This window comes from Pusillimonas caeni, from assembly GCF_003545815.1.
GTDB lineage: Bacteria > Pseudomonadota > Gammaproteobacteria > Burkholderiales > Burkholderiaceae_B > Pusillimonas > Pusillimonas caeni.
This window is the reverse complement of sequence record NZ_PDUW01000013.1, coordinates 12,161-32,473: the sequence shown is the minus strand read 5'-3', so window position 1 is coordinate 32,473 and position 20,313 is coordinate 12,161. Positions and strand designations below refer to the sequence as shown.

At 64.8% G+C, this 20,313-nt stretch carries 18 protein-coding genes and 1 pseudogene; 4 read left to right on the top strand and 15 right to left on the bottom strand.

Annotated features, from left to right (window positions below; translation table 11 throughout):
* Positions 1-5: 5 nt before the first annotated feature.
* Positions 6-1,565: an alpha/beta fold hydrolase gene (locus CSC67_RS20055; protein WP_118996237.1), complete on the bottom strand. Its 1,560-nt coding sequence runs from the start codon at positions 1,563-1,565 to the stop codon at positions 6-8.
* A 218-nt stretch (positions 1,566-1,783) separates the two neighbouring features.
* On the opposite strand from CSC67_RS20055, the gene CSC67_RS20050 reads away from it, so the two are divergent.
* Positions 1,784-3,352, top strand: coding sequence for a phytoene desaturase family protein (locus CSC67_RS20050; protein ID WP_118996236.1), 1,569 nt, complete (start codon positions 1,784-1,786; stop codon positions 3,350-3,352).
* A 22-nt stretch (positions 3,353-3,374) separates the two neighbouring features.
* Positions 3,375-3,596 (top strand): SlyX family protein, encoded by a 222-nt coding sequence (locus CSC67_RS20045; protein ID WP_245220313.1) that lies wholly within the window; start codon positions 3,375-3,377, stop codon positions 3,594-3,596.
* A 107-nt stretch (positions 3,597-3,703) separates the two neighbouring features.
* Here CSC67_RS20045 and CSC67_RS20040 read toward each other — a convergent pair.
* Positions 3,704-4,063, bottom strand: a pseudogene (locus CSC67_RS20040) (DUF2784 domain-containing protein); the annotation flags it as partial.
* Positions 4,064-4,113: 50 nt separating this feature from the next.
* Here CSC67_RS20040 and mnmH point away from each other — a divergent pair.
* Complete coding sequence (gene mnmH, locus CSC67_RS20035; RefSeq protein ID WP_118996234.1) at positions 4,114-5,244, top strand: tRNA 2-selenouridine(34) synthase MnmH; 1,131 nt, start codon at positions 4,114-4,116, stop codon at positions 5,242-5,244.
* On the opposite strand, the gene CSC67_RS20030 is transcribed toward mnmH, so the two are convergent.
* The 8 genes from CSC67_RS20030 to CSC67_RS19995 form a co-directional block, all read right to left on the bottom strand.
* Positions 5,220-6,140: a ketopantoate reductase family protein gene (locus tag CSC67_RS20030; protein WP_118996233.1), complete on the bottom strand. Its 921-nt coding sequence runs from the start codon at positions 6,138-6,140 to the stop codon at positions 5,220-5,222. The two genes, mnmH and CSC67_RS20030, sit on opposite strands and share 25 nt — an antisense overlap.
* Positions 6,141-6,179: 39 nt before the next feature.
* Entirely contained in the window at positions 6,180-6,725 is a 546-nt protein-coding gene (locus CSC67_RS20025; RefSeq protein WP_118996232.1) for a TetR/AcrR family transcriptional regulator, read from the bottom strand.
* 121 nt (positions 6,726-6,846) lie between these two features.
* Entirely contained in the window at positions 6,847-7,794 is a 948-nt protein-coding gene (locus CSC67_RS20020; RefSeq protein ID WP_118996231.1) for a hypothetical protein, read from the bottom strand.
* Positions 7,795-7,925: 131 nt separating this feature from the next.
* Positions 7,926-10,082: a xanthine dehydrogenase family protein molybdopterin-binding subunit gene (locus CSC67_RS20015; RefSeq protein WP_118996230.1), complete on the bottom strand. Its 2,157-nt coding sequence runs from the start codon at positions 10,080-10,082 to the stop codon at positions 7,926-7,928.
* A 60-nt stretch (positions 10,083-10,142) separates the two neighbouring features.
* A complete protein-coding gene (locus CSC67_RS20010) occupies positions 10,143-11,156 on the bottom strand; it encodes an FAD binding domain-containing protein (RefSeq protein ID WP_118996229.1) in 1,014 nt (337 codons plus the stop codon).
* Entirely contained in the window at positions 11,153-11,644 is a 492-nt protein-coding gene (locus CSC67_RS20005) for a (2Fe-2S)-binding protein (RefSeq protein WP_118996228.1), read from the bottom strand. The genes CSC67_RS20010 and CSC67_RS20005 overlap by 4 nt, the downstream gene beginning before the upstream one ends.
* A gap of 199 nt (positions 11,645-11,843) precedes the next feature.
* The gene (locus tag CSC67_RS20000; RefSeq protein WP_118996227.1) at positions 11,844-13,850 is read right to left on the bottom strand and encodes a BCCT family transporter; all 2,007 of its coding nucleotides are present in this window, start codon (positions 13,848-13,850) and stop codon (positions 11,844-11,846) included.
* Positions 13,851-14,022: 172 nt separating this feature from the next.
* Positions 14,023-14,856, bottom strand: coding sequence for an alpha/beta hydrolase (locus tag CSC67_RS19995; RefSeq protein WP_118996226.1), 834 nt, complete (start codon positions 14,854-14,856; stop codon positions 14,023-14,025).
* A gap of 225 nt (positions 14,857-15,081) precedes the next feature.
* Between CSC67_RS19995 and CSC67_RS19990 the strand changes: the two genes are divergently transcribed.
* Positions 15,082-15,657: a TetR/AcrR family transcriptional regulator gene (locus CSC67_RS19990; RefSeq protein ID WP_118996225.1), complete on the top strand. Its 576-nt coding sequence runs from the start codon at positions 15,082-15,084 to the stop codon at positions 15,655-15,657.
* Between the two features lie 57 nt (positions 15,658-15,714).
* Here CSC67_RS19990 and CSC67_RS19985 read toward each other — a convergent pair whose 3' ends face one another.
* The 5 genes from CSC67_RS19985 to CSC67_RS19965 all read right to left on the bottom strand — a co-directional run bounded on the left by CSC67_RS19985 (position 15,715) and on the right by CSC67_RS19965 (position 20,236).
* The gene (locus CSC67_RS19985; RefSeq protein WP_118996224.1) at positions 15,715-16,866 is read right to left on the bottom strand and encodes an ABC transporter substrate-binding protein; all 1,152 of its coding nucleotides are present in this window, start codon (positions 16,864-16,866) and stop codon (positions 15,715-15,717) included.
* A 71-nt stretch (positions 16,867-16,937) separates the two neighbouring features.
* Complete coding sequence (locus CSC67_RS19980; protein ID WP_118996223.1) at positions 16,938-17,264, bottom strand: non-heme iron oxygenase ferredoxin subunit; 327 nt, start codon at positions 17,262-17,264, stop codon at positions 16,938-16,940.
* Positions 17,265-17,272: 8 nt separating this feature from the next.
* Entirely contained in the window at positions 17,273-17,770 is a 498-nt protein-coding gene (locus CSC67_RS19975) for an aromatic-ring-hydroxylating dioxygenase subunit beta (RefSeq protein ID WP_245220312.1), read from the bottom strand.
* Between the two features lie 2 nt (positions 17,771-17,772).
* Positions 17,773-19,023, bottom strand: a complete 1,251-nt coding sequence (locus CSC67_RS19970) for an aromatic ring-hydroxylating oxygenase subunit alpha (protein ID WP_118996222.1) — start codon at positions 19,021-19,023, stop codon at positions 17,773-17,775.
* Positions 19,024-19,090: 67 nt separating this feature from the next.
* The gene (locus CSC67_RS19965) at positions 19,091-20,236 is read right to left on the bottom strand and encodes an FAD-dependent oxidoreductase (protein ID WP_118996221.1); all 1,146 of its coding nucleotides are present in this window, start codon (positions 20,234-20,236) and stop codon (positions 19,091-19,093) included.
* Positions 20,237-20,313: the final 77 nt, after the last annotated feature.

Here is a 20,313-nt window from a genome sequence, read left to right as displayed (position 1 = left end):
CGACGTTATGGATAGGCGTGGCATGGTGCCGCCTGTGGTTCGAGCACGGCGGTGAGCAGATAGTCTGATTGCACGTCCACGACGCAAGACTGGCGGTGGGGGCCGCCGCCCATGGCCACGTGCTGATCGGCGACAAAGGTGAACAACATGGCGTTTGCAAGCTGTCCGGCGGCTTCCACTGCGTTCTGGTAAGGCGTGGCGGGATCCCCAGTGGTGCCCCAGACCATGATAGGGGGCGCACCTTGCGCTTCGTAGTGGCGCGGTACTGGGTCGGGGTCTACCGGCAGGTAGGCGCAGGGTCGATTGATGTTGGCCTGTACGGCGCCGGTCAGCGGCGCTGCTGCGGCAGACTTGGCCACCAGCGCGTCATAGTCCGCTGGGCGGGGCAGGGGTTGATCCATACAGCCGGTCCATACTGTAGGGCCGAGCGAATCGGCGCTGGCCATGCTGGAAGCCGTGGCGATCAAGGGTGTCCAGTCGGGCACGGGTTGCAGCACCCCGTTTATCGTCCGGGCCATCGAGGGATAGCCGTCAGGGGAATAGATGCTGAGCACCGACAGCAGCGTCACCCACCCCGTCGATAGGGGCAAGGGCCTGCCCTTGTAGTCGAACATTGCCGGAGTGGTGCGGGCCAAGTCCAGCATGTGTTGAAACCGGGCCTGCGGATCGTCGCTGATCGGGCATTCGTCGGCGTTGTGCTTGCACCAGCGGAAGAAGGCCTCCAAGCCTTCCTGCCAGCCCACGGCTTGGCGAACGAGAATCTCTTCGGGCGATAGCGCGGGGTTGACCACGCCGTCGATGATCATGGCGCGCACGTGGGCCGGATAGAGGTCGGCATAGACAATGCCGATTTCGGTGCCGTAGGACACGCCCAGGTACGTCAGTTCAGCGTCGCCGACCGCGCGGCGCAGCACCTCAAGGTCGCGCACGACATTCAAGGTGCCCATGAACGGCAGTATGGGGTCGTCCCGGCAGGTGTCGGCGTATCGCGATGCCGCTGTCGCTAGTGTTGCGGCATTCCCCGGGCGGGTGTCGGCCAAGTCGTGGGAAAAGTATTCGCCCAGCCCTGCGCCGCATTGCAGGGCCGGCGCGCCTGGCGGCAGCCTGCTTGGCCGCGTGCGTCCCACGCCGCGCGGATCGAAGCCGACGATGTCAAAGCGGGCGAGCACTTCGGGCGACAGTTTGGACGCGAAGTCGGGAACGGCGTCCACCCCCGAGCCGCCCGGGCCGCCGGGTTCGATGAAAAGCGTGCCGATCTTGCGTTCGGGTGCATCGGCCGGCCGACGGCGCAAGGCCAGGTCCATTGTTTGGCCAGCAGGCCGGGCATAGTCGAGAGGAACGCTGACGACCGCGCAGTCCAGCGGCTCTTCGTCGGAGGCGGACAGGGCGGTATCGCCGGGGAAGACGACGATGCATGGCTGCCAATCGGGCGCCTGCACCTGGAAGACGGTGGCGGCATGATTTTTTTTCGCGTCGGCATTGGGGTTTGGCGAGTCGCCGCAAGCGCAAATCAGCCCCACCAGGCAAGCCAGCACGGCCAAGCGTGCCGCGTTCTTCGTGGTCATGATTCCCCCTATCTATGTTCGGGCATTTGGCCCGGGCCGTGATGGATTTTGAAAAAGCCTGCCGTGCCGCTGCCCGAATTTATCATTGCGTAACTTTTGTTTCAATAAGAGAGTGTCCGCGAGACAGGCCGCATGGCCGTGGCTCGATTCCGCAGGCCAGCGCTCGCGCTTTGGGCGTAGAATCCTTGCGAAATCGCGTGAATCATAAAGGAGACGCAATGAGCTATGAAGTCATCGTCGTGGGTGCGGGCCACAATGGCCTGGCGGCGGCCGTGCATCTGGCCGCCCAGGGCCGCAAGGTGCTGGTGGTCGAGGCCCGCGATGAGGCCGGAGGGGCCGTCAAGACGCAGGAACTCACGCTGCCCGGCTACCGGCACGACCTCTGCGCCATGAATCTTTCCAATTTCGCCGGTTCGGCCTTTTGCCAGCGCTACAAAGGCGAGCTCGCCGCGCATGGCCTGGAATTCGTGCCCGCGCAGCACTGCTTCGCCTCGGTGTTCCGCGATGACACTGCGCTGGGCGTGGGCGTGAACCTGGAAGAGACCGTGTCGGCGATCCATGCGCTATCGCCCAGGGATGCCGTGGCATGGAGCCAGATGGCGGCCCGCTTCAAAGAGACCGCGCCCCATCTTTTCGGACTGCTGGGGTCGCCCATGCCCTCGTGGGGCGCGGTGCGCACGCTGTTCAACGCCTGGCGCGGGCAGGGCATGGGCGGCTTGTACGAACTGCTTCGCCTGGTGCTGGCCTCGCCGCGCGATTTCCTGGACCGCCATTTCGAAAGCGACAAGCTCAAGGCCATGATGGCGGCCTGGGGCCTGCACGTCGATTTCGCGCCCGACGCGGCGGGCGGTGCCCTGTTTCCCTACCTGGAGTCCATGGCGAACCAGAATTTCGGCATGGTCATCGGTAAGGGCGGGGCGGACACCATCATCCGCGCCATGACCGGGCTGTTGCGCGCCAAGGGCGGTGACATCATCACCGGCGCGCCGGTGCGCAGCATCACCGTGCGCGACGGCGCGGCCACCGGCGTCGTGCTGGAGGACGGGCGCGAGTTTGCCGCGGCGCGCGCCGTGGTGGCCAACCTCAATCCCAGGCTGGTTTTCGGCGGCTTGCTGCCTGCCGGGTCGGCGCCTGAATCCTTCGAGTCCAGGGTGAGGGCCTTCCGTGCCGGGCCGGGCGCGATGATGATACACCTGGCCACCGACGGCCTGCCCGACTGGAAGGCCGGTGCGCACCTGCAAAAGTACGCCTATGTGCATGTGGCGCCGGACATGGCCATGATGTCGCGCGTCTATGCCGAAGCCGCCGCCGGCCTGCTGCCTGCCGAGCCCGTGGTGGTGGTGGGCCAGCCCACGGCTCTGGATCCGTCCCGCGCGCCCGAGGGCAGGCACGTATTGTGGCTGCAGGTACGCGTCCTGCCGGCGCAGATCCGCGGCGATGCGCTGGGCCGGATAGAAGGCGCCGACTGGGAGGCCTGCGGCCAGGCATACGCCGACCGCGTGCTCGAACTGCTGGAAACCTATGCCCCCGGCCTGCGCGGCAAGATACTGGCGCGCCGCGTCATGACGCCTGCCGATCTGGAGCGCGAAAACCCCTGCCTCATCGGAGGCGACAGCCTGGGCGGCAGCCATCACCTCGACCAGAACTTCCTGTTCCGGCCTGTGGCGGGCTATTCGCGCTATCGCACGCCGATCAAGTCGCTGTATCTGTGCGGCGCGTCCACCTGGCCCGGCGCGGGCACGGGGGCGGGTTCGGGCTTCATGCTGGCCAATATGCTGGCGAAGTAAAATGGTGCTTTGAATCGGCACCATGCATTGGCGCGATATGGATTACGAACAACGCTTCATCGACATCGAGATAAAGCTCACCGCTCAGGAAGACCTGACGCAGCAGCTGAGCGAACTGGTCTACGAACAGCAAAAGCAGATACAGGAGCTGCAAGCCTTGTACAAGGCGCTGGTGCGCAGAATGAACGAGGGCGAGGCCGAAGGCCCCGACCCGTATGCCCAGGAAAGGCCGCCGCATTATTGATCGGCATCGTTTATCCGTCCGTTGCCCCTTCTCCGCCGGAGGCCTCGGGCTATTGGCGTCCCTTCGAACGCTCGCGGTTCATTTCCATCTGGCGCCGGCGCTTCGGGCCTTTTGCGCCGCCGCCACAGGGTCAGGTAGACGGCGGTGTTTCCCGCGACCAGCAGCGCGGCCAGCCCGGCCTGCATGCCGCGAGTCAGGCCGGGTGGGTAGATCAGCGGCCACAGGTAATGCTGGATGAAGCCGCCGTCGTATGTGCCTTGGCCCGCCAAGGCGCGCAGATGATTCTCCAGCGGCGTCAGCGGGCATATCCATCCCATGGCGATGACGGTCGCGCCCCAGGCGAGGGCGGGCAGGTGCAGCCAGGCCAGGCGCCGGCGCCACAGCGCCAGCAGGCCGCCGAAGATCACGAAGGCGACGAAGAGGCCGTGGACGATCAGGACGGCGTTGGCGGCAAGGGCGTAATTCATATCGAGTGGACGTCGGGTTGCGCCGGTCGGGCGTTAAAATTGGCGGCATCATGACTCGTAACGATACCGACGATTACCGCGCGTTGTTTCTAAGCGGCCTACCCTTGATGGACGTGCGCGCGCCCGTGGAGTTCAACAAAGGGGCGTTTCCGGGCGCCGTCAACCTGCCGCTGATGAACGACGCCGAGCGGCACGAGGTGGGCGTGTGCTACAAACGCGATGGGCCCGAGGCGGCCGTCGCTTTGGGGCACCGCCTGGTCAGCGGAGAACTCAAGGCCGAACGCATTGCGGCGTGGGCGGATTTTGCCGCATCCCATCCGCAGGGCTACCTGTACTGCTTCCGCGGCGGCCACCGTTCGCGCATCACGCAGCAATGGCTGGCCGAGGCCGGCATACCCTACCCCAGAGTGGTGGGCGGCTACAAGGCCATGCGCGGCTTTCTGCTGCAGACCCTGGAGAGCGCGGTGGCCGAATGCGGGTTCACCGTGTTGGGAGGCATGACCGGCACGGGCAAGACCGACGTGCTGGCGCAGCTCGCGCATGCGCTGGACCTGGAGGGGCATGCCCATCACCGCGGCTCCAGCTTCGGCAAGCGCGCGTCGGCTCAGCCGGCGCAGATCGATTTCGAGAACCGCCTGTCCATCGACGTGCTCAGAAAGCGCGCCGCCGGCCATGCGGGCTTCGTCGTGGAAGACGAAAGCCGGCTCATAGGCAGCTGCAGCCTGCCGCTTGATCTGTACCAGGACATGCAGCGCCGTCCCGTGGTCTGGCTGGAGGACACGCTCGAGAACCGGGTGCGGCGCATTGCGCGCGATTACGTCGTCGACCTGTGCGCCGAGTTCACCGCGCTTCATGGCGAGGACCCGGGTTTCGATCTATACGCCCGGCGCTTGCGCCAGAGCCTGGACAATATCAAGCGCCGGCTGGGCGGCGAGCGCTACGCGCGCCTGGCGGCCATCATGGACGAGGCGCTGGCCGAGCAGCGGCGCGGCGGCGGTGTCGACCCGCACCATGGCTGGATAGAAGCCTTGCTGACGGAATACTACGATCCCATGTACGCTTATCAGCGCGAGCAGAAGTCGTCGCGCATCGTGTTTGCCGGCGACTTCGCTGCTGTGGTGGCGTATCTGCTCGATTCCAGCGCGGCGACGGGGTCTCAGGCCTCGCGCCTGGCGGTATAAGTCTGCAGCACGGCATTGGCGACGGCGAGCATGGGGCAGGCCAGGCCGGCTGCTTCGCCCCGGCGCAACATGTCGCCCACCAGGTGGTCGCCCTCGATGGGCAGGCCGGCCCGCATATCGCGATACATCGACGAATTGAAGCTGGAATGGGGATTGGTGAGCGCGCGCTGGAAGCCCGCGATGTCCTGCGGATGCATGGGGTGGCCGGCAGCCTGCGCGGTGTCGGTGCATTCGCGCAGCAACTGCAGGGCGATGGCGCCGCCCGCCTGGCTGCGCATGTATTCGCCCACGGTGCCTTGCAGCATGCAGTTGGCGGCGCCCAGCGCAGCCATGCGGCAGAATTTGTCCCACATATCGTCCATGATGCGTTCGCTGAGCTCGGCGTCCACGCCGGCCTCGGACATCAATTGCCAGACGGCCCTTGCCTTGGCCTGCTGGCTTGCGATGCGGGCGCCCACGGTCAGGCTGCTGTAGGCATTGCTGACGCGGATGCGGGTGGGCGACACCTGGGTGGCGATGGTTTTTGCAATGCCGCCCAGCACGCGTTCTTGTCCGAAAGCCTGATCCAGGCGATCGAGATGGCGCAGGCCGTTGAGCAGGGGCAGGATGTGGGTCGCCGGGCCCACGGCCGCGGAGATGTCGGCGATGACGCTGTCGAGCGCGGGCGCCTTGTTGGCGAGGACGACGAGGTCGTAGCCGCCCTCCAGCCGATCGGCGGTGACGGTGCGCGGCTGGATGCGGCGCGAGCCGGATGGCAGTTCGAGTGTCAGGCCTTCGGCGTCGACCAGCGCCTTGCGTGCCGGGCGCAACAGAAAGTGCAGCTCTGCGCCGTGCTGATGCAGGCTCGAGCCGAACAGCGCGCCGACCGCGCCGGCGCCAACAATCAAAGTCTTCATGTCGATACAGTAGCAGATGGAACTCGTGCCGGCGGACGCCTATCTGGACATGCCATGCCACAGAAGGCCGAAGACGCTTTGCACAGCATCGCGGCGCGCCAGCCTTCCAGAGCGTATCATGGTTGCGGCGCTGCGCAGCAGGGCCGACATGGATTCGACCAGCCAGGCGGCCGGAAGGTCGACACGCAATCGGCCCGAAGCCTGCCATTGCTGGAACAGGCCGATCAGCGACTCCCTGAAAGGCTGGGCCCGGGAAGCCACGGCATCATCGTCCCGCAGTTCTTGATCGATGTAGGCATACAGTTCGGCAATGGGCAGCAGCTCTTCGATCAGGCGCTTCACGCACTGTTCCACATCGCCCTCATCGGGGCGGGCGCGCGTCAACGCCTGCTCGGCCTGGCTGACGCCCGCTTCGAACAGGGCCAGCATCATGGCCTCGCGCGACGGAAAATGCCTGCACAGCGTGGCGCGGCTCAGTCCCACCATCGCGGCCAACTGGCCCATCGACGCACGCGGCTCGTCCGCCAGCGCATTGGCCAGGCTTACAAGCAATTGCTCTCGGTTCCGGAGTTTCGCTCCAGTCATATTCGCTCCATGCCGGCATTATTGAAGTTGGCCCGCGTGCCTCCGGCTTGCTGTCCGCGTCGCGGCCCGCACGCCGTTCGGAACATCCGGCTCACAGGCAGCAACGTTTCGCGTCTGGATTTTACTGAATGTTCCCGCGGATGGGGAGCCGCGGCTCGGGCCAGAAATCGTCGGGCAATGCCGGAGCCGGCATTTCGTCCAGCGGGCCGGGCGACTCTTCAGGCATGCATTGGCGCAGAGCCTGTTCCACGCGCTGCAGGGCTTCTGCCCCGTGGGCGCCCTCTGTGATGCGCTTCCACCATAGGCGGTGGACGTGGCGTACGCGCACGGGAATCGAAGGCAGGCCCAGGCGCTGGGCCATGGCCAGGCGATGCAGCCCGCGATCGATTTTAAGAATGCGTCCCTCGCGGGAAATCGCCACGTCCAGCGCGTCCTTGCCGCGCGCCGGGTCGAAGCCGTTGAGAGCCATGTCGTCCATGAAGCCGATATAGACGCGCAGGTAGTGCCGGATTTTTTCGGGTGTGTCGAGAAAGACGCCCTGCTGGTGGGAGGCCCATGGCTTGCCGGTCTCGATGCGGGCCAGAAGCTTTGCATACCGGGCGGTGTTTTCGAGGCGATGGCGGTTCTGGTCCAGTTCGCTGATCAATCGATAGCGGCTGCCCGTGCGCAGGTCTTCGCGGCGCTCGTCCCAGGAGCCGTCCCAGATGAAGGCGAGGGGGGAGGGGCGCTTTTCGACATGCAGGGGCGCGTGGATGGCTTCCTGGATGAGCTTGCGCGGGTCGACGTGCAGCGTCAGGGCTTCTTCGCCCATCACTTCGCTCAGCACGTGGCGGGGCAGCCCCCAGTCTTCGACGAGACGGCCGCCGATCTTGCCGCGCATCCAGCGCTCGAGCATGGCGCGGCCGAACGGCAGGCCGATGTAGTGCTGCGAGGCATGGCGCAGGCGGGCAAAAAAATGGGCGATCAGGACGCGCTGTCTGATTTCAGGCGCCGCCAGGGGCGCGAGCGCTTCGTCGGCGCCCGGGCCCAGCATTCCCAGGCCTGCATGTTCCTTCCAGAAACCTTGCATGGCTCATCCATAGAATTTGACCTTATTCGCGCCCGGCTCGTCGTAGAGCCGGCGGCACGGCGGATAGCCATAGCGGCCATTGAGACAAAATCATATCATTTCAGACATTATTGTCTGTAACGATATGTATGTCACAACAGCTTGTCGAGGGTGATGGGCAGTGTCCTGATGCGTTTTCCGGTGGCGTGATAGAGGGCGTTGGCAATGGCCGCCGCGGTGCCCACGATGCCGATCTCGCCGACTCCCTTCACGCCCAGAGGGCTGGCCTGGCCGTCGGGTTCTTCGACGAAGATCACCTCCATGTCGTGCACGTCGGCATGGCAGGGTATGTGGTATTCGGCCAGGTTGTGGTTCATGATGCGACCGAGACGATGGTCGAACAGGGCTTCCTCCTGCAGCGCCATGCCCATGCCCATCACCAGGCCGCCCAGCACTTGGCTGCGGGCCGTCTTGGGGTTGATGATGCGGCCGGCGGCCACAGAAGCCAGCAGGCGGGTGACGCGCACCACGCCCAGCCTTTCGTCCACGCACACTTCGGCGAATACCGCCGAATGCGTGTTGCGGGCCTTGCCGTCTTCCTGCGGCGGCTCGACGGTGGCGGAGCATTCGATGCGTCCGTCCGGGGCCTGGGCGGCGAGCTGCCCGAGATCGATGTCGCGGTTCCGGCCGCCGGCCCGGTCGGAGAGCTGCCGGGCCACGCCTTTGCACGCGCGGTGGACCGCCGCGCCCACCGAGGCGGCCATGGCGGAGCCGCCCGCGAAGGGCGAGTCGGGCAAGCCGGATTCGCCTATTTCCACCCGCACGCGATCCAGGGGCAGGCCCAGCGCGCCGGCGGCGATCTGCGCCATGATGGTATAGGTGCCGGTGCCGATGTCCGAGGCGGCGGAGCGAACGGTCAATATGCCTCCGGCGTCCAGCGTGGCGGTGGCGCTGGCGTGCAGGACCAGTGCTTCCCAGATGCCGGTGGCCATGCCCCACCCCATCAGTTCCTTGCCTTTGCGCATCGAGCGGGGCTCCAGGCTGCGCCTGTCCCAGCCGAAGCGCTCGGCGCCGGCCTCGTAGGCTTTCTTGAGCGCCTTGCTGGTAAAGGGGTGGCCGGTGATGCCGTCCACGTCCGAACAGTTCACCAGGCGCAGGGCGAGCGGGTCCATGCCGTTGGCATAGGCCAGTTCATCCAGCGCCATTTCGAGCAGATTGACGCCGGTGGCCGCGCCGGGTGCGCGCATATTGCCAGGCGTGGGCGTGTCGATGGGGGCGACGGCGTAATCCAGCCGGACGTGGTCGGAAGGGTAGGCGATGGCGCCCCATTTGACGAGGTTCTCGGTATAGGTCTCGATCCGCGCCGTGCTGGTGGTGGCGGTGACATCCATGGCCTGCAGCCTGCCGCGCGTATCACAGGCCAGGTGCATGTCCTGCATGGCGGCGGGGCGGTGTACGTGGGTGAACATCTGCTGGCGCGTCATCACCACGCGCACCGAACGCTTCAACATCAGGGCGGCCAGCATGGCCAGATAGGCTTGATAGCCCGGACGCAGGCCCGAGCCGAAGGCGCCGCCGACGTGATGATTGGCGACCTCGATCGAATCGGGGTCCAGGCCGAAGGCCTGGGCGAGCTGGCGCTGCGCGTTTTGCGACCCCTGGTTCTTGTCGTACACGGTCAGCCGTCCCTCGCCATGCCATTGCACGGTGGTAGCATGCATTTCCATCGGGTTGTGATGCTCCATGGCCAGCTCGTAGCGGCAATCGATCCGGGCCGCGCTCTCGGCCAGCGCGGTGTGCGTGTCGCCGCGCACGATGTTGCCCTGGGCCTTGTCGGCGGGGGTAAAGCGTTGCGCCAGCGCGGTATCGAGCAGGGTGTTGTGCGGTTGGGTTTCATAGGCGGCTTCGACCTGCATGGCGCCCTGGCGCGCCGCCTCGAACGTCTCGGCCACGACCAGCGCGATAGGCTGGCCGCTGTACATGATGACGTCATTGAGCAGCAAGGGAACGGGCGGCTTGGCATTGCCGGCCGTGTCGTCGTCTTCGGTGGTTTCATACCAGGGCACGTGGGGCCGGTTCTCGTGGGTCAGCACCTGAACCACCCCCGGCGTCTTCATGGCGCCGGCGATGTCCAGCGACTGGATGCGGCCGCGCGCAACGCCCGCGCATACCGCCACGCCGTATAGCAGTGCCTCGCTCGGATGTTCGGCGGCATAGCGCGCTTGTCCGGTGACCTTGGCGATGCCTTCGATACGGTCTATGGCCGCGCCGATGCCGGGAATCGTGCTGTTGCCGGGTGATTGGGTCATGTTGCCTCCTTAGCCTGCCGGCGTGGCGCTTCCCATGGCAGCATGGGGCGCCGCGCCTTGTCATGCAATGCGCTTGTCCACCTGCGATTGCGGTGTGCCGTTGGCGGCCTGCTCGAGGGCTCGCACGATTGCGCGGCAGGCAAGCTCGATCTTGAATTCATTGTCGCCTTGTCCCGTTGCGCCCTCCAGCAGGGCGTCGGCAAAGCGGGCGAATACGCGGCTGCCCGGAGTTTCGCCGGCCAGCATGCGCTCGGCATCGGGCAGGCGCCAGGGCTTGTGGGCCACTCCGCCCAATGCCACGCGCGCCTCGGCGATGCGGCCGTCGTCTTCCAGGCGCAGGGCGGCTGCGACCGAGACCAGGGCAAAGGCATAGCTCAGGCGGTCGCGTATCTTCAGATAGCTGTAGTGCCCGGCAAAGCCTTCGGCGGGAAGGTCCACGCCGGTGATGAGTTCGCCTTCGCCCAGGGTGTTGTCGTACTGGGGCGCATCGCCGGGCAGGCGATGAAATTCCTCGAAGGGTATGGTCCGCCGGCCCTGAGGCCCCGCGACGTTGATGGTGGCTCCAAGCGCCGCCATGGCGACGCACATGTCCGAAGGGTGGACGGCGATGCAATGTTCGCTGGCGCCCAGAATGGCGTGGATGCGCGTACAGCCGCCCACCGCGCCGCAGCCCGAGCCGGGCGAGCGCTTGTTGCAAGGCGTGGCGGTGTCGTAGAAGTAATAGCAGCGCGTGCGCTGCATCAGGTTGCCGCCCGTGGTGGCCATATTGCGCAGCTGGGGGCTGGCGCCCGCCATCAGGGCGCTGCTCAGCAAAGGATATTGCCGCAGCACCTGCGGATGGCCCGCCAGGTCGGCATTGCGCGCCAGCGCGCCGATGCGCAGGCCCCCGTCGGAAAGCGGCTCTATGCGGTCCAGATTCAGGCGGCTGATGTCCACCAGCCGCCGGGGCCGTTCGACATTCTCCTTCATCAGGTCGAGCAGATTGGTGCCGCCGGCGATGAAGCGGCCGCCCTGGCTGGCGGCCTGCACAGCGTGATCGACGTCGAGCGCGCGTTCATAGCGGAATGGGTTCATCGCGCAACCCCTTTGCGGTGCACCGCTTCGATGGCGTCGGCGATATTGACGTAGGCGCCGCAGCGGCACAGATTGCCGCTCATGTATTCGCGGATGGCGGCGCGCAAATCGCCTTCGCCGCCATCCAGCCGTTTCTCATTCAATAGGCCCTGGGCCGAGCAGATCTGCCCCGGCGTACAGTAGCCGCACTGGAAGGCATCATGCTCGATGAAGGCGCGCTGCAGTTCATGCAGGTGGTCATCCTGCGCCAGGCCCTCGATGGTGGTGATGTGGCGGCCTTCCTGCATGACCGCCAGCGTCAGGCAGGCGTTGATGCGCCGGCCGTCGACCAGCACCGTACAGGCGCCGCACTGCCCATGGTCGCAACCCTTCTTGGTGCCGGTAAGCTGCAGATGCTCGCGCAGCGCGTCCAGCAGGGTGACGTCGGCGCCCACGGAGAGCCGGCGCTCCTGGCCGTTCACGGTGATGCGGAGGGGCTGGGTGGTCATGGCGTTCTCCGAAGCTGCATAGGCTTCGCAGGCAGCAAATAATGTGCCCCGCAGCGGGGGTGCGCCGGTTGAGGCCCGGCCCTGCCTCCGGGCAGGGCCGCATTCTATCGCAAGCGCATTGCAGGGCGGCCGGGCGCGCCGCTACGCCCGCCTTTGCGGAGCCATGGGAGCGGCCCTGATCGATGAGGAGCGCCGCCTGTCAGTCGCCGGACTCCGGCTCGGGCTTGGACCGCGTCGAGCCGTGCACCATGTGCAGGTATTGGCGATGACGCTCGTACTGGTCCAGGATGTCGCCAATGACCTCGTCGTTGCTCCAGCCCATGATGTCGTAGTCCTGGCCGCCTTCGCGCAGGAAGACCTCGGCCCGGCAATAGCGGCGTTCTTCCTGGCCGCTGTCCTCGTCCATGGCCAGGCTGGGCTGCATCTGCTCGAGCGGGCGCACCGCATAGCTGAAGTCCAGGTATTCACCGTGATGCTCCACGTGCAGATCGGCCTGGCCGTTTTCGGCGTCGCGGCCGACGTTCACTTCGTACCCCTGGCGCCGCAGTTCGTTCGCCACAGCCTCCATGGCAGGCACCACCACATCGTCGATAAAGCGCAGCACATGTCTGCGGGTGGGCATCATGACAATGTTGCGCAGCCTGCGCTGCCAGCCTTGTCCGCCGACCAGCGGCTGGGAGCGCGTAATGGTCTGGTAGCGGATGCGCCGTTTGGTGGCGTCGAGTTTCAGGGCCTTGAACAGCCCCCATATCGCCACCAGCAGAATGATGGAAAACGGCAGGGCGCTGGCGATGGTGGCCGTCTGCAGCGCGGTCAGCCCGTCGGCCAGCAGCAGGGCGATGGCCACGACGCCCATCAGCACCGACCAGAATATGCGCTGCCAGACAGGCGAGTTCCTGGCCTCGTCGGACGCCAGCAAGTCGACCACCAGGGCGCCCGAGTCGGCCGAGGTAATGAAGAACACGACCACCATCACGATGGCGATGAAGGACGTGATGCTGGCCAGCGGCAAGGTCTCGAAAAACGCGAAGAGGGCCAGTGAACTGTCCGCCCTCACGATTTCGGCCAGATTCTGCGCGCCGTCGACCAAAATCAGATAAATGGCGCTGTCGCCGAACACCGTCATCCAGAACAGGGTGAAGCCGGCCGGCACCAGCAGCACGCCGCGCACGAATTCGCGTATGGTGCGGCCGCGCGAAATGCGGGCGATGAACAGGCCCACGAAGGGCGACCAGGCGATCCACCAGCCCCAGTAGAAGAGGGTCCAGCCGCCTATCCAGTCGTTGGGTTCGTAGGCATAGAGGTTGAAGGTCTTGTGGACGATGTCGGACAGATAGCTGCCGGTGTTCTGGACGAAGGCCTGGAGCAGGAACACGGTCGGCCCGAGCACCAGCACGAACAACAGCAGCAGCACGGCCAGAATCAGATTGAACTCGGACAGCATGCGTATGCCCCGGTCCAGGCCGCTGGCGACCGAGATGGTGGCCAGCCCGCAGGCGATGGCGATGAGGCCGATCTGCACGGGGATGGTGACTGGCAGGTCGAACAAATGGTTCAGGCCGCTGTTGATCTGGGACACGCCCACGCCCAGCGAAGTGGCCACGCCGAACACCGTGCCGATGATGGCGAAGACGTCCACGGCATGGCCTATCGGCCCATGGATGCGATTGCCGATCAACGGATACAGCGCGGAGCGGAGCCGCAGCGGCAGTCCGTGCCGATAGCTGAAGAAGGCCAGGATCAGCCCCACGATGGCGTAGATGGCCCAGGCGTGCAGCCCCCAGTGAAAGAAGGTGATGCTCATCGCTTCGCGGGCGTCGAATACCGTCGAGCCCGCGCCGACCGGCGGATCGATGAAGTGCATGACGGGCTCGGCCACGCCGAAGAACATCAGGCCGATGCCCATGCCGGTGGAGAACAGCATGGCGAACCACGTGACGTCGCGGTAGTCGGGCCGGCTGTGGTCGGGCCCCAGCTTGATGTCGCCGTAGCGGCTGAAGGCCAGGAAGACCACCGCGATGAGGATGATGGCCACGGTCAGCACGTAGAACCAGCTCGCGTTGGTGAGTATCCAGTCCTGGACAACGCTGAACAGGCGCTGGGCCGATTCGGGCGTAAGTATGGCGAAAAGGACGAGGGCCAGGATGAAGAAGGCCGATGCGGCGAAGACGGGACGGTTGATGGTGGTTCTTGGGCGAGACGGCATGCTTGCTCCGTACGTGGCTGCGGCAGCGCTTATTAGTACCATGAAGCAGCACCGGGACGCCAGGGCCCCCCTGCGTTCTGAACATTTCTGGACATTATCAGTTTAGCGCCGCGCGCGCCGTTGCCATGCGCAGGCAGGCCGGTGGATACCCCGCGCAGCCCCGTCGCAGGTTCTATCCGGTAATGGACAGCATCCACGAATGAAGACGGTTCGGCCACAATCCGCCCGCTTCGCCGGCCGCGTAGCTGGCCGTGAAATGATCCTGCCCGGGAAGCACCAGAGTGTCGACGCGGGTGCCGTGCTGCTGCAACGCGTCGGACATTTTCCGGGCTTGAGCGATGAGATGGGGAAAGTCGTTTTCGCCCCAGGTCAGAAGAAATGGGCAGGCGGGGCCGGATAACCGCCACAGGGGAGCGGCATGCCGCTCGTTGCCGGCTTCGGGCGCGCCCAGAAAGCGCGGCCGCACCGCCATGCCGGAGTCTTCGCCAAAGTAATAGCTGCCCGACACCGGCGCGCAGCCGCGTATCAAGGAACGCACGTCGCCGCCGTCGGGCAGGGCTTCCGCGGTGGCCAGCAGGGCGGCATAATGGCCGCCCGCCGAGTGACCGCCGACGAAGATCTGTTCCGGGTCGCCGCCGTACTGCGCGACATTGTTGGCCAGCCAGCGCAGCGCGTCGCCGCAGTCTTGAAAGCCGGCGGGAAACACATGCTGCGGCGCCAGGCGATAGCCCACCGTGGCGAAGGTGACGCCCAGCGCATTGTGGGCCGGCGCCATGAACGCCATCCATTCCTTGTAGCCGTTGGTCCAGCCGCCGCCGTGCATATACATCAGCACCGTGCCGTCGGGCTGGTCGGCCGGATACACCATGAGGCTCTGGTAGGGATCGGCGCCATACTGGATTTCGTGGGCGCGGCTTTCGTCGGCCTGGCTGACCAGTTTCTTGTGGTAGGCCAGCATATTGGCCGACATGGGTTCCTGGGGAGGGTAAAGCTCTATTTTCATCATCGGTCCAGATAGGGGATGCTTCGGCAAGCGTGGCCGCGCCCGTGGATGATAGAGAGTTCGATCTTCTCGAACCACGGCCGCCACGGCAACTGCGACAATAACGAACAATATTCGGTTTTATGGGCAATAATGGTAGATTGCACCGAGAGCGTATATTGTGGTTTTCCCTGAAGGGGCCGGCACGCCTGCGGCGCCCGAAAAACAGCGCCATCACAAGGACAGGAAGTGGTACAGATCAGAAAGGCGGAAGTCGAGCAGGCCATCGTCTGCGCGGCCCGAGAACTGTTCATGCAGCACGGCTATGCCGGCACCCGCGTTCCGCAGGTGGCCAGGGCCGCCGGCGTCTCGCCCGCCAATATCTACGTGTATTTCAGTTCCAAGCTCGAATTGCTTGCCCGGGTGTACGAGCAATGGTTCGCCGAAAGGCTGGACGAGCTGCGCGCCGCGCTGGCGCACTGCGCCACCCCAGACGACAAGCTGCGCAAGATCGTCATGGCTGTCTGGCGCGACCTGCCCGCCGCCGACAACGGCTTTTGCAACAGCCTCATCGAGGCTCTCTCCGCGCCCGGCAGCAAAGAAAAATACAGCTCCAGCCTGCGCGTGGTGGTCGAGCGCGGCCTGGCCGACATGCTGGCGGAGTGCCTGCCGGCGTTGGCGCGCGAACAGCACCGCGCCCTGGCCAGGTTCTTGTTGATGGCGTTCGACGGATACGCCTTGAACTACCATTTGAACGACGGCGAAACCGCGTCGGAAGAGGACGTGGCGTTCTTGTGCGCCATGATGCGCGGCTACGCACCCTAACGCGCATTCCCCTCCCGGCGGGGCGGGAGGGGAATGCGGCCGCCGCGGGCCGGCGGCTTATTCGACGATGTCTATCTTGCCGTTGTCGATCTTGACCAGATAGGTGTTGGGCACGCTCTGGCCGCTCTCGCGTCCTTCGGGTCCCGCTTTATTGAATTTGATCTGGCCGTTCAGACCGGTGAGCTCGACGTTCCAGAGCGCTTCCCGGATCTTCTCGGGATCGGCCTCGCCGGCCTTCTCGATGGCGGCCGCCACCGTGCGCACGGCATCATAGCCCCGGAAGCTTTCCGTCAAGCCCGATTTGTCCAGCTTGCGATTGTTCCACTCGTCGACGAAGCGCTTGGCGGTTTCGGGATCGGAAGAGGCCTCCAGCACCCATGGCGCGAACATCACGTTGTGCATCGTGCCTTCGGCCGCGGCGCCGGCGTGGGCGATCAGCTGATCAGGGCTTTGCGAGCCTCCGAGGGTGATGATTCTATGCTTCACCGCCAGGGACTCGGCCTGCTTCAGCACCAGGGTAAGCTGCTCGACGGCGGTCACGATGAACAGGGTGTCGGCGTCCGACGAGCGGATTTCCGAAAGCTGCGAGGTCATATCCTGGGCATTGTGGTCCATGGTAAGCGTCTTGCCGACCGCCAGGCCCTTTTCTTTCAATATGCGCTGTATCGACGCCGAAGAGCCCAGCCCCCAGTCGTTGTTCACGACCAGGATGTCGGCCTTCTTGATGCCCAGCGGCTCGATATGGCGGGCGAAGCTCTGGGCCTCCATATCGTTGGTGGGGCAGATGCGGAATACGTAGGGGTTGCCCGACGTGGTGATCTTGTCGGCGCCCGCCGTTTCGACCACCATGGGCACCTTGTATTCCATCAGCTTGGGCAATACGGCCAGGGTGAAGGTGGAGCCCCATGCGCCGATCAGCACCGGCACCTTGTCGCGTACGATGAGTTTTTCGGCGGCATTGGACGCTTCGGTCGGGCTGCTTTTATTGTCTTCGGCGAGCAGCTGAAGCTTCTTGCCCAGCACGCCGCCCTTGGCGTTGATCTGGTCGACCGCGATGCGGGCTCCGTTGAGCACGAAATTGCCCGAGGCCGCCACCGAACCGCTCAAGGGCTGGATGATGCCGATTTTTATGGTTTCTTGCGCCTGAGCAGCGGCGCCCAGCAAGATACAGCCTGATAGAAGAATGCTCTTTAGTAGTACATTGCGCATGGTAATGCCTCCTTTATGGCGGAGCCGGCGTCGCGATGCCGGTCCGCTTATTTAGAATTACGTTGCCGGCTTCATACTTTTACAAACACCTCGTTTCCTACGACTTTGACGGGATACACTGCGATGCCTTCGGTGGCGGGCGAGCACATGGCCTGTCCCGTGCGGATGTCGAAGCGCGCCTGGTGCAAGGGGCATTCGATCTCGCACCCCTCCAGGAATCCGTCGGCCAGATGCGCATATTCGTGGCTGCATATGCCGTGCGTGGCATAGAACCGGCCGTCCACTTTATAAAGGGCCACGGCCTTGCCTGCGGCCTGGACGCCCAGGACGTCGTCGTCCATCACGTCTTCGGCCAGCGCCACGCGCTCCCATTCGGTTCCGATCTCTTCGCTGCTCATGGTTCTCCTTACAAAGGGTAGATGATGGAGTTGGGCACCAGGTCGCCATCGAAGACGCAGACCCGCTCCTTGAATTTCAGGCCGTCGCCTTGCCGGACGATGATGTCCAGGTAGCGGCCGGTATTGAAGACTTCAGAGAAGAAGTCCACGCGAGACCTGATCACGACGTAGTTCGCCTCGGCGTGGATGGTGTCGCCTTCGATGCGGTGCAGGCGCGGCGGGCTGACGACGTGCCGCTGATGATAGGGAACGTGCAGAATGGTGTCGTTCATGCCATAGACGCGGTCCAGCAGCATGGCCTTGCTGTCCAGGAATAGCGTGGACATGCGCGAGCCGGCGTCGAAGTTCTCGCGCGAGACGATGCGATAGCGGCATTCGTCGGCGAAAAAATCGGGCCACTTCTCGAACTTGGTGTTGTCGACACAGGTGGTGTAATCGTTGTACAGGTTCTGCACCGCAAGATTCAGCGCCACTTCCTCCAGCCTCTGGTCCATTACCTCTTCCATTCCTAGATCTCCATGATTTTGCGGTAGTAGTGATACATGCCCCGAAGCAGCGTCTCGGAAATGTGCGTGTCGGTGTCGGCGACGTCGCGCCCGCCCAGCTCGCACAGGACTTCCCCGTCCTTGTCGGTGTGCATGTTGTCCTCCACCATGCCGATGATTTCGCTGTCGTCGCCGGACACGAAGCCCGCCGGGCCGAACAGGTTGGCCTGGGTGAGCCGGCGTTCGGTCATCTCGGGCGTGTCTTCGGTGAAGCCGAGGTGGGTCCAGATGTAGTCGAAGTTGCGCGGGCCGCGCGGTATCACCTGGCGCATGGCGATCGAGTTGATCTGCTGCTGCACGATCAGGCTGGGAAAGATGCTGTGTATGACGGCCGAGGGGCCGCCCCACCAATACTCGTCCTCGACGTCGAGAAAACGGCCGTCGTTCAGCTGCATGTTCTCCCGGAAGCTGGAAACGCCTTCGGTCGCTTCCCCCTTGCCGCCCTTGTTGCGCACGGTGACCATGGCCGAATGGCAGAAGTTCTCGTCCATCACGTTCAGCGACTCATTGTCGGCGCGCCACAGGCCGAAATTGATGAACCAGGTATGCAGCAGGCCGGGGTGGTAGCAGTCCTTCAGGTTCTCGTGGATCAGCTTCCAGTTGCCCGGCACCCGCTGGCGGTTGTAGCCCAGCACCGTCAGCTCGCGGCCGTCGAAGACCCGTTCGAAGTACTTCAACATGGTCGGACCGAGAAACTCCTTGAAGTCGGGCACCTTGGGATCGAAGCTGGCGAAGATGACGCCGTTGTAATCGACCACCCGCAGCTTGCGCAGGCCGTGGTCTTCGCGCTTGAAATCCTGCGGCATGCCGCCCTTGCCCTTGATGCCGCGCATGTAAGGCACGCCCAGCAGATTGCCCTTGAGGTCGTAACTCCACTGGTGGTAGGGGCAGACGAAGCCCTTGCGATTGCCCTGAGGCTCTTTGCAGAACTGCACGCCGCGGTGCGCGCAGCGATTCTCCACCGCGTTGACGCTGCCGTCCGGATCGCGCACGATCAGCACGCTGCGTTCGCCGATCCAGGTGCGCTTGAAATCGCCGGGCTTGGGAATCTCGCAAGACAATCCCACATAACTCCAGTGCGGGCCATAGAACAGCCGCTCGAGTTCGCGCTGGTAGATGTCCTCGTCGGTATAAAGCCAGAACGGCAGTCTCGCCGTGCCTTCCCGTTTCCATGCGGGGGCCGGGACGAATGGCAATGGACGTGGATCGTTCATTTCTTGTCTCCTGTGAATCATGATGTTGCCGGCGCCGTAAGCAGCCGGAGAACTGCGTGAAACCGAATCAGTGCAGCAGAGCGGGCAGGGCGGGCGCCAGTTCGGCGGCCCGCTCCGCATAGGCGCCGCTGAGCGCGAAGCCCAGCAATTGGCCGTTCGAGTCTTGAAACAGGGATTGGACGCCGTCGTCGGCGACGATGCTGTGCCACCGGCCTTCCGCCCGGGGAGCGGGAGGACAGGCGACGGTGGGGCAGGCCGGGGTTTTTATCGTGACCGGCATACAGGGGTAGCTGATGGACTGCGGGCCGCCGGCCAGCGACGCCGCGACCGCGCGGGCGGCGGGGGCGATGGGCGCGATATAGGGCAGCCATAGGCCGCCTATCTCGGCGCAATCGCCCAGGGCGTAGATGTTCCGATCACTGGTGCGCAGTTCCCGGTTCACGGCGATGCCGTGCGCAACCTGCAAGCCGGCCCGCCGCGCCAGTTCGGTCCGGGGCCGCAGGCCGGTGGCCGCCAGCACCAGGTCCACTGTCAATTGCGTACCGTCCGACAGGGCCACCGCAATGGAGTCGCCCCGACGCGAAAGCGCGGCGACGCCGGTGCCGAGATGCCACCGCACCCCCAGGCCTTCGAGCGCGGCATAGGTGTATTGGCCGTTGGCGTCCGGCAGCAGGCGGGGCAGGGGCAGGGGGGCGATGTCGATCACGGTGACTGCATAGCCGGCGCGCACCAGATCGTTGGCGAACTCGCAGCCTATCAGGCCGGCGCCGATGATGGCGATCGTCTTCTTGCCTTCGGCCAATTGGCGGAAGCGCCGATAGTCGGCCAGGCTGTTTACCGTGACGAGGCAGCCGAGCGACTCGCTGTCCAGCGGCAAGGCCGCCGGCTCGGCCCCCAGGGCCAGCACCAGTTTGTCGTAGCCCAGGCTGCCCCGATCGAGGGCAAGGGTCCGGGCGGCGGGATCGATGGCCAGCACTTTCGTATCGGCCAATACCCGGCCCTTGAACTGACGGGCCATCTCTTCGGCGGTGCGCGAAACCAGCTCGTTGACGGGGATGCCCAGACGGTATACTTCAGACAGAACAGGCTTGGAATAAAAGTGCCCGTCATCCTGCGTCACCACAATAATTTCGTCGGCCTTGTTGCGCTTGCGCGCTTCCCGAGCCACTGTATAGCCTGCCAGGCCGCTGCCTACGATCACTGTTGACGCCATATCCGCCGCCTTGTTCTATTGTGCGTGAAACAGATACATTCGATGTGTTCAATGTAGTGAAGCGTCCACCCCCTGTC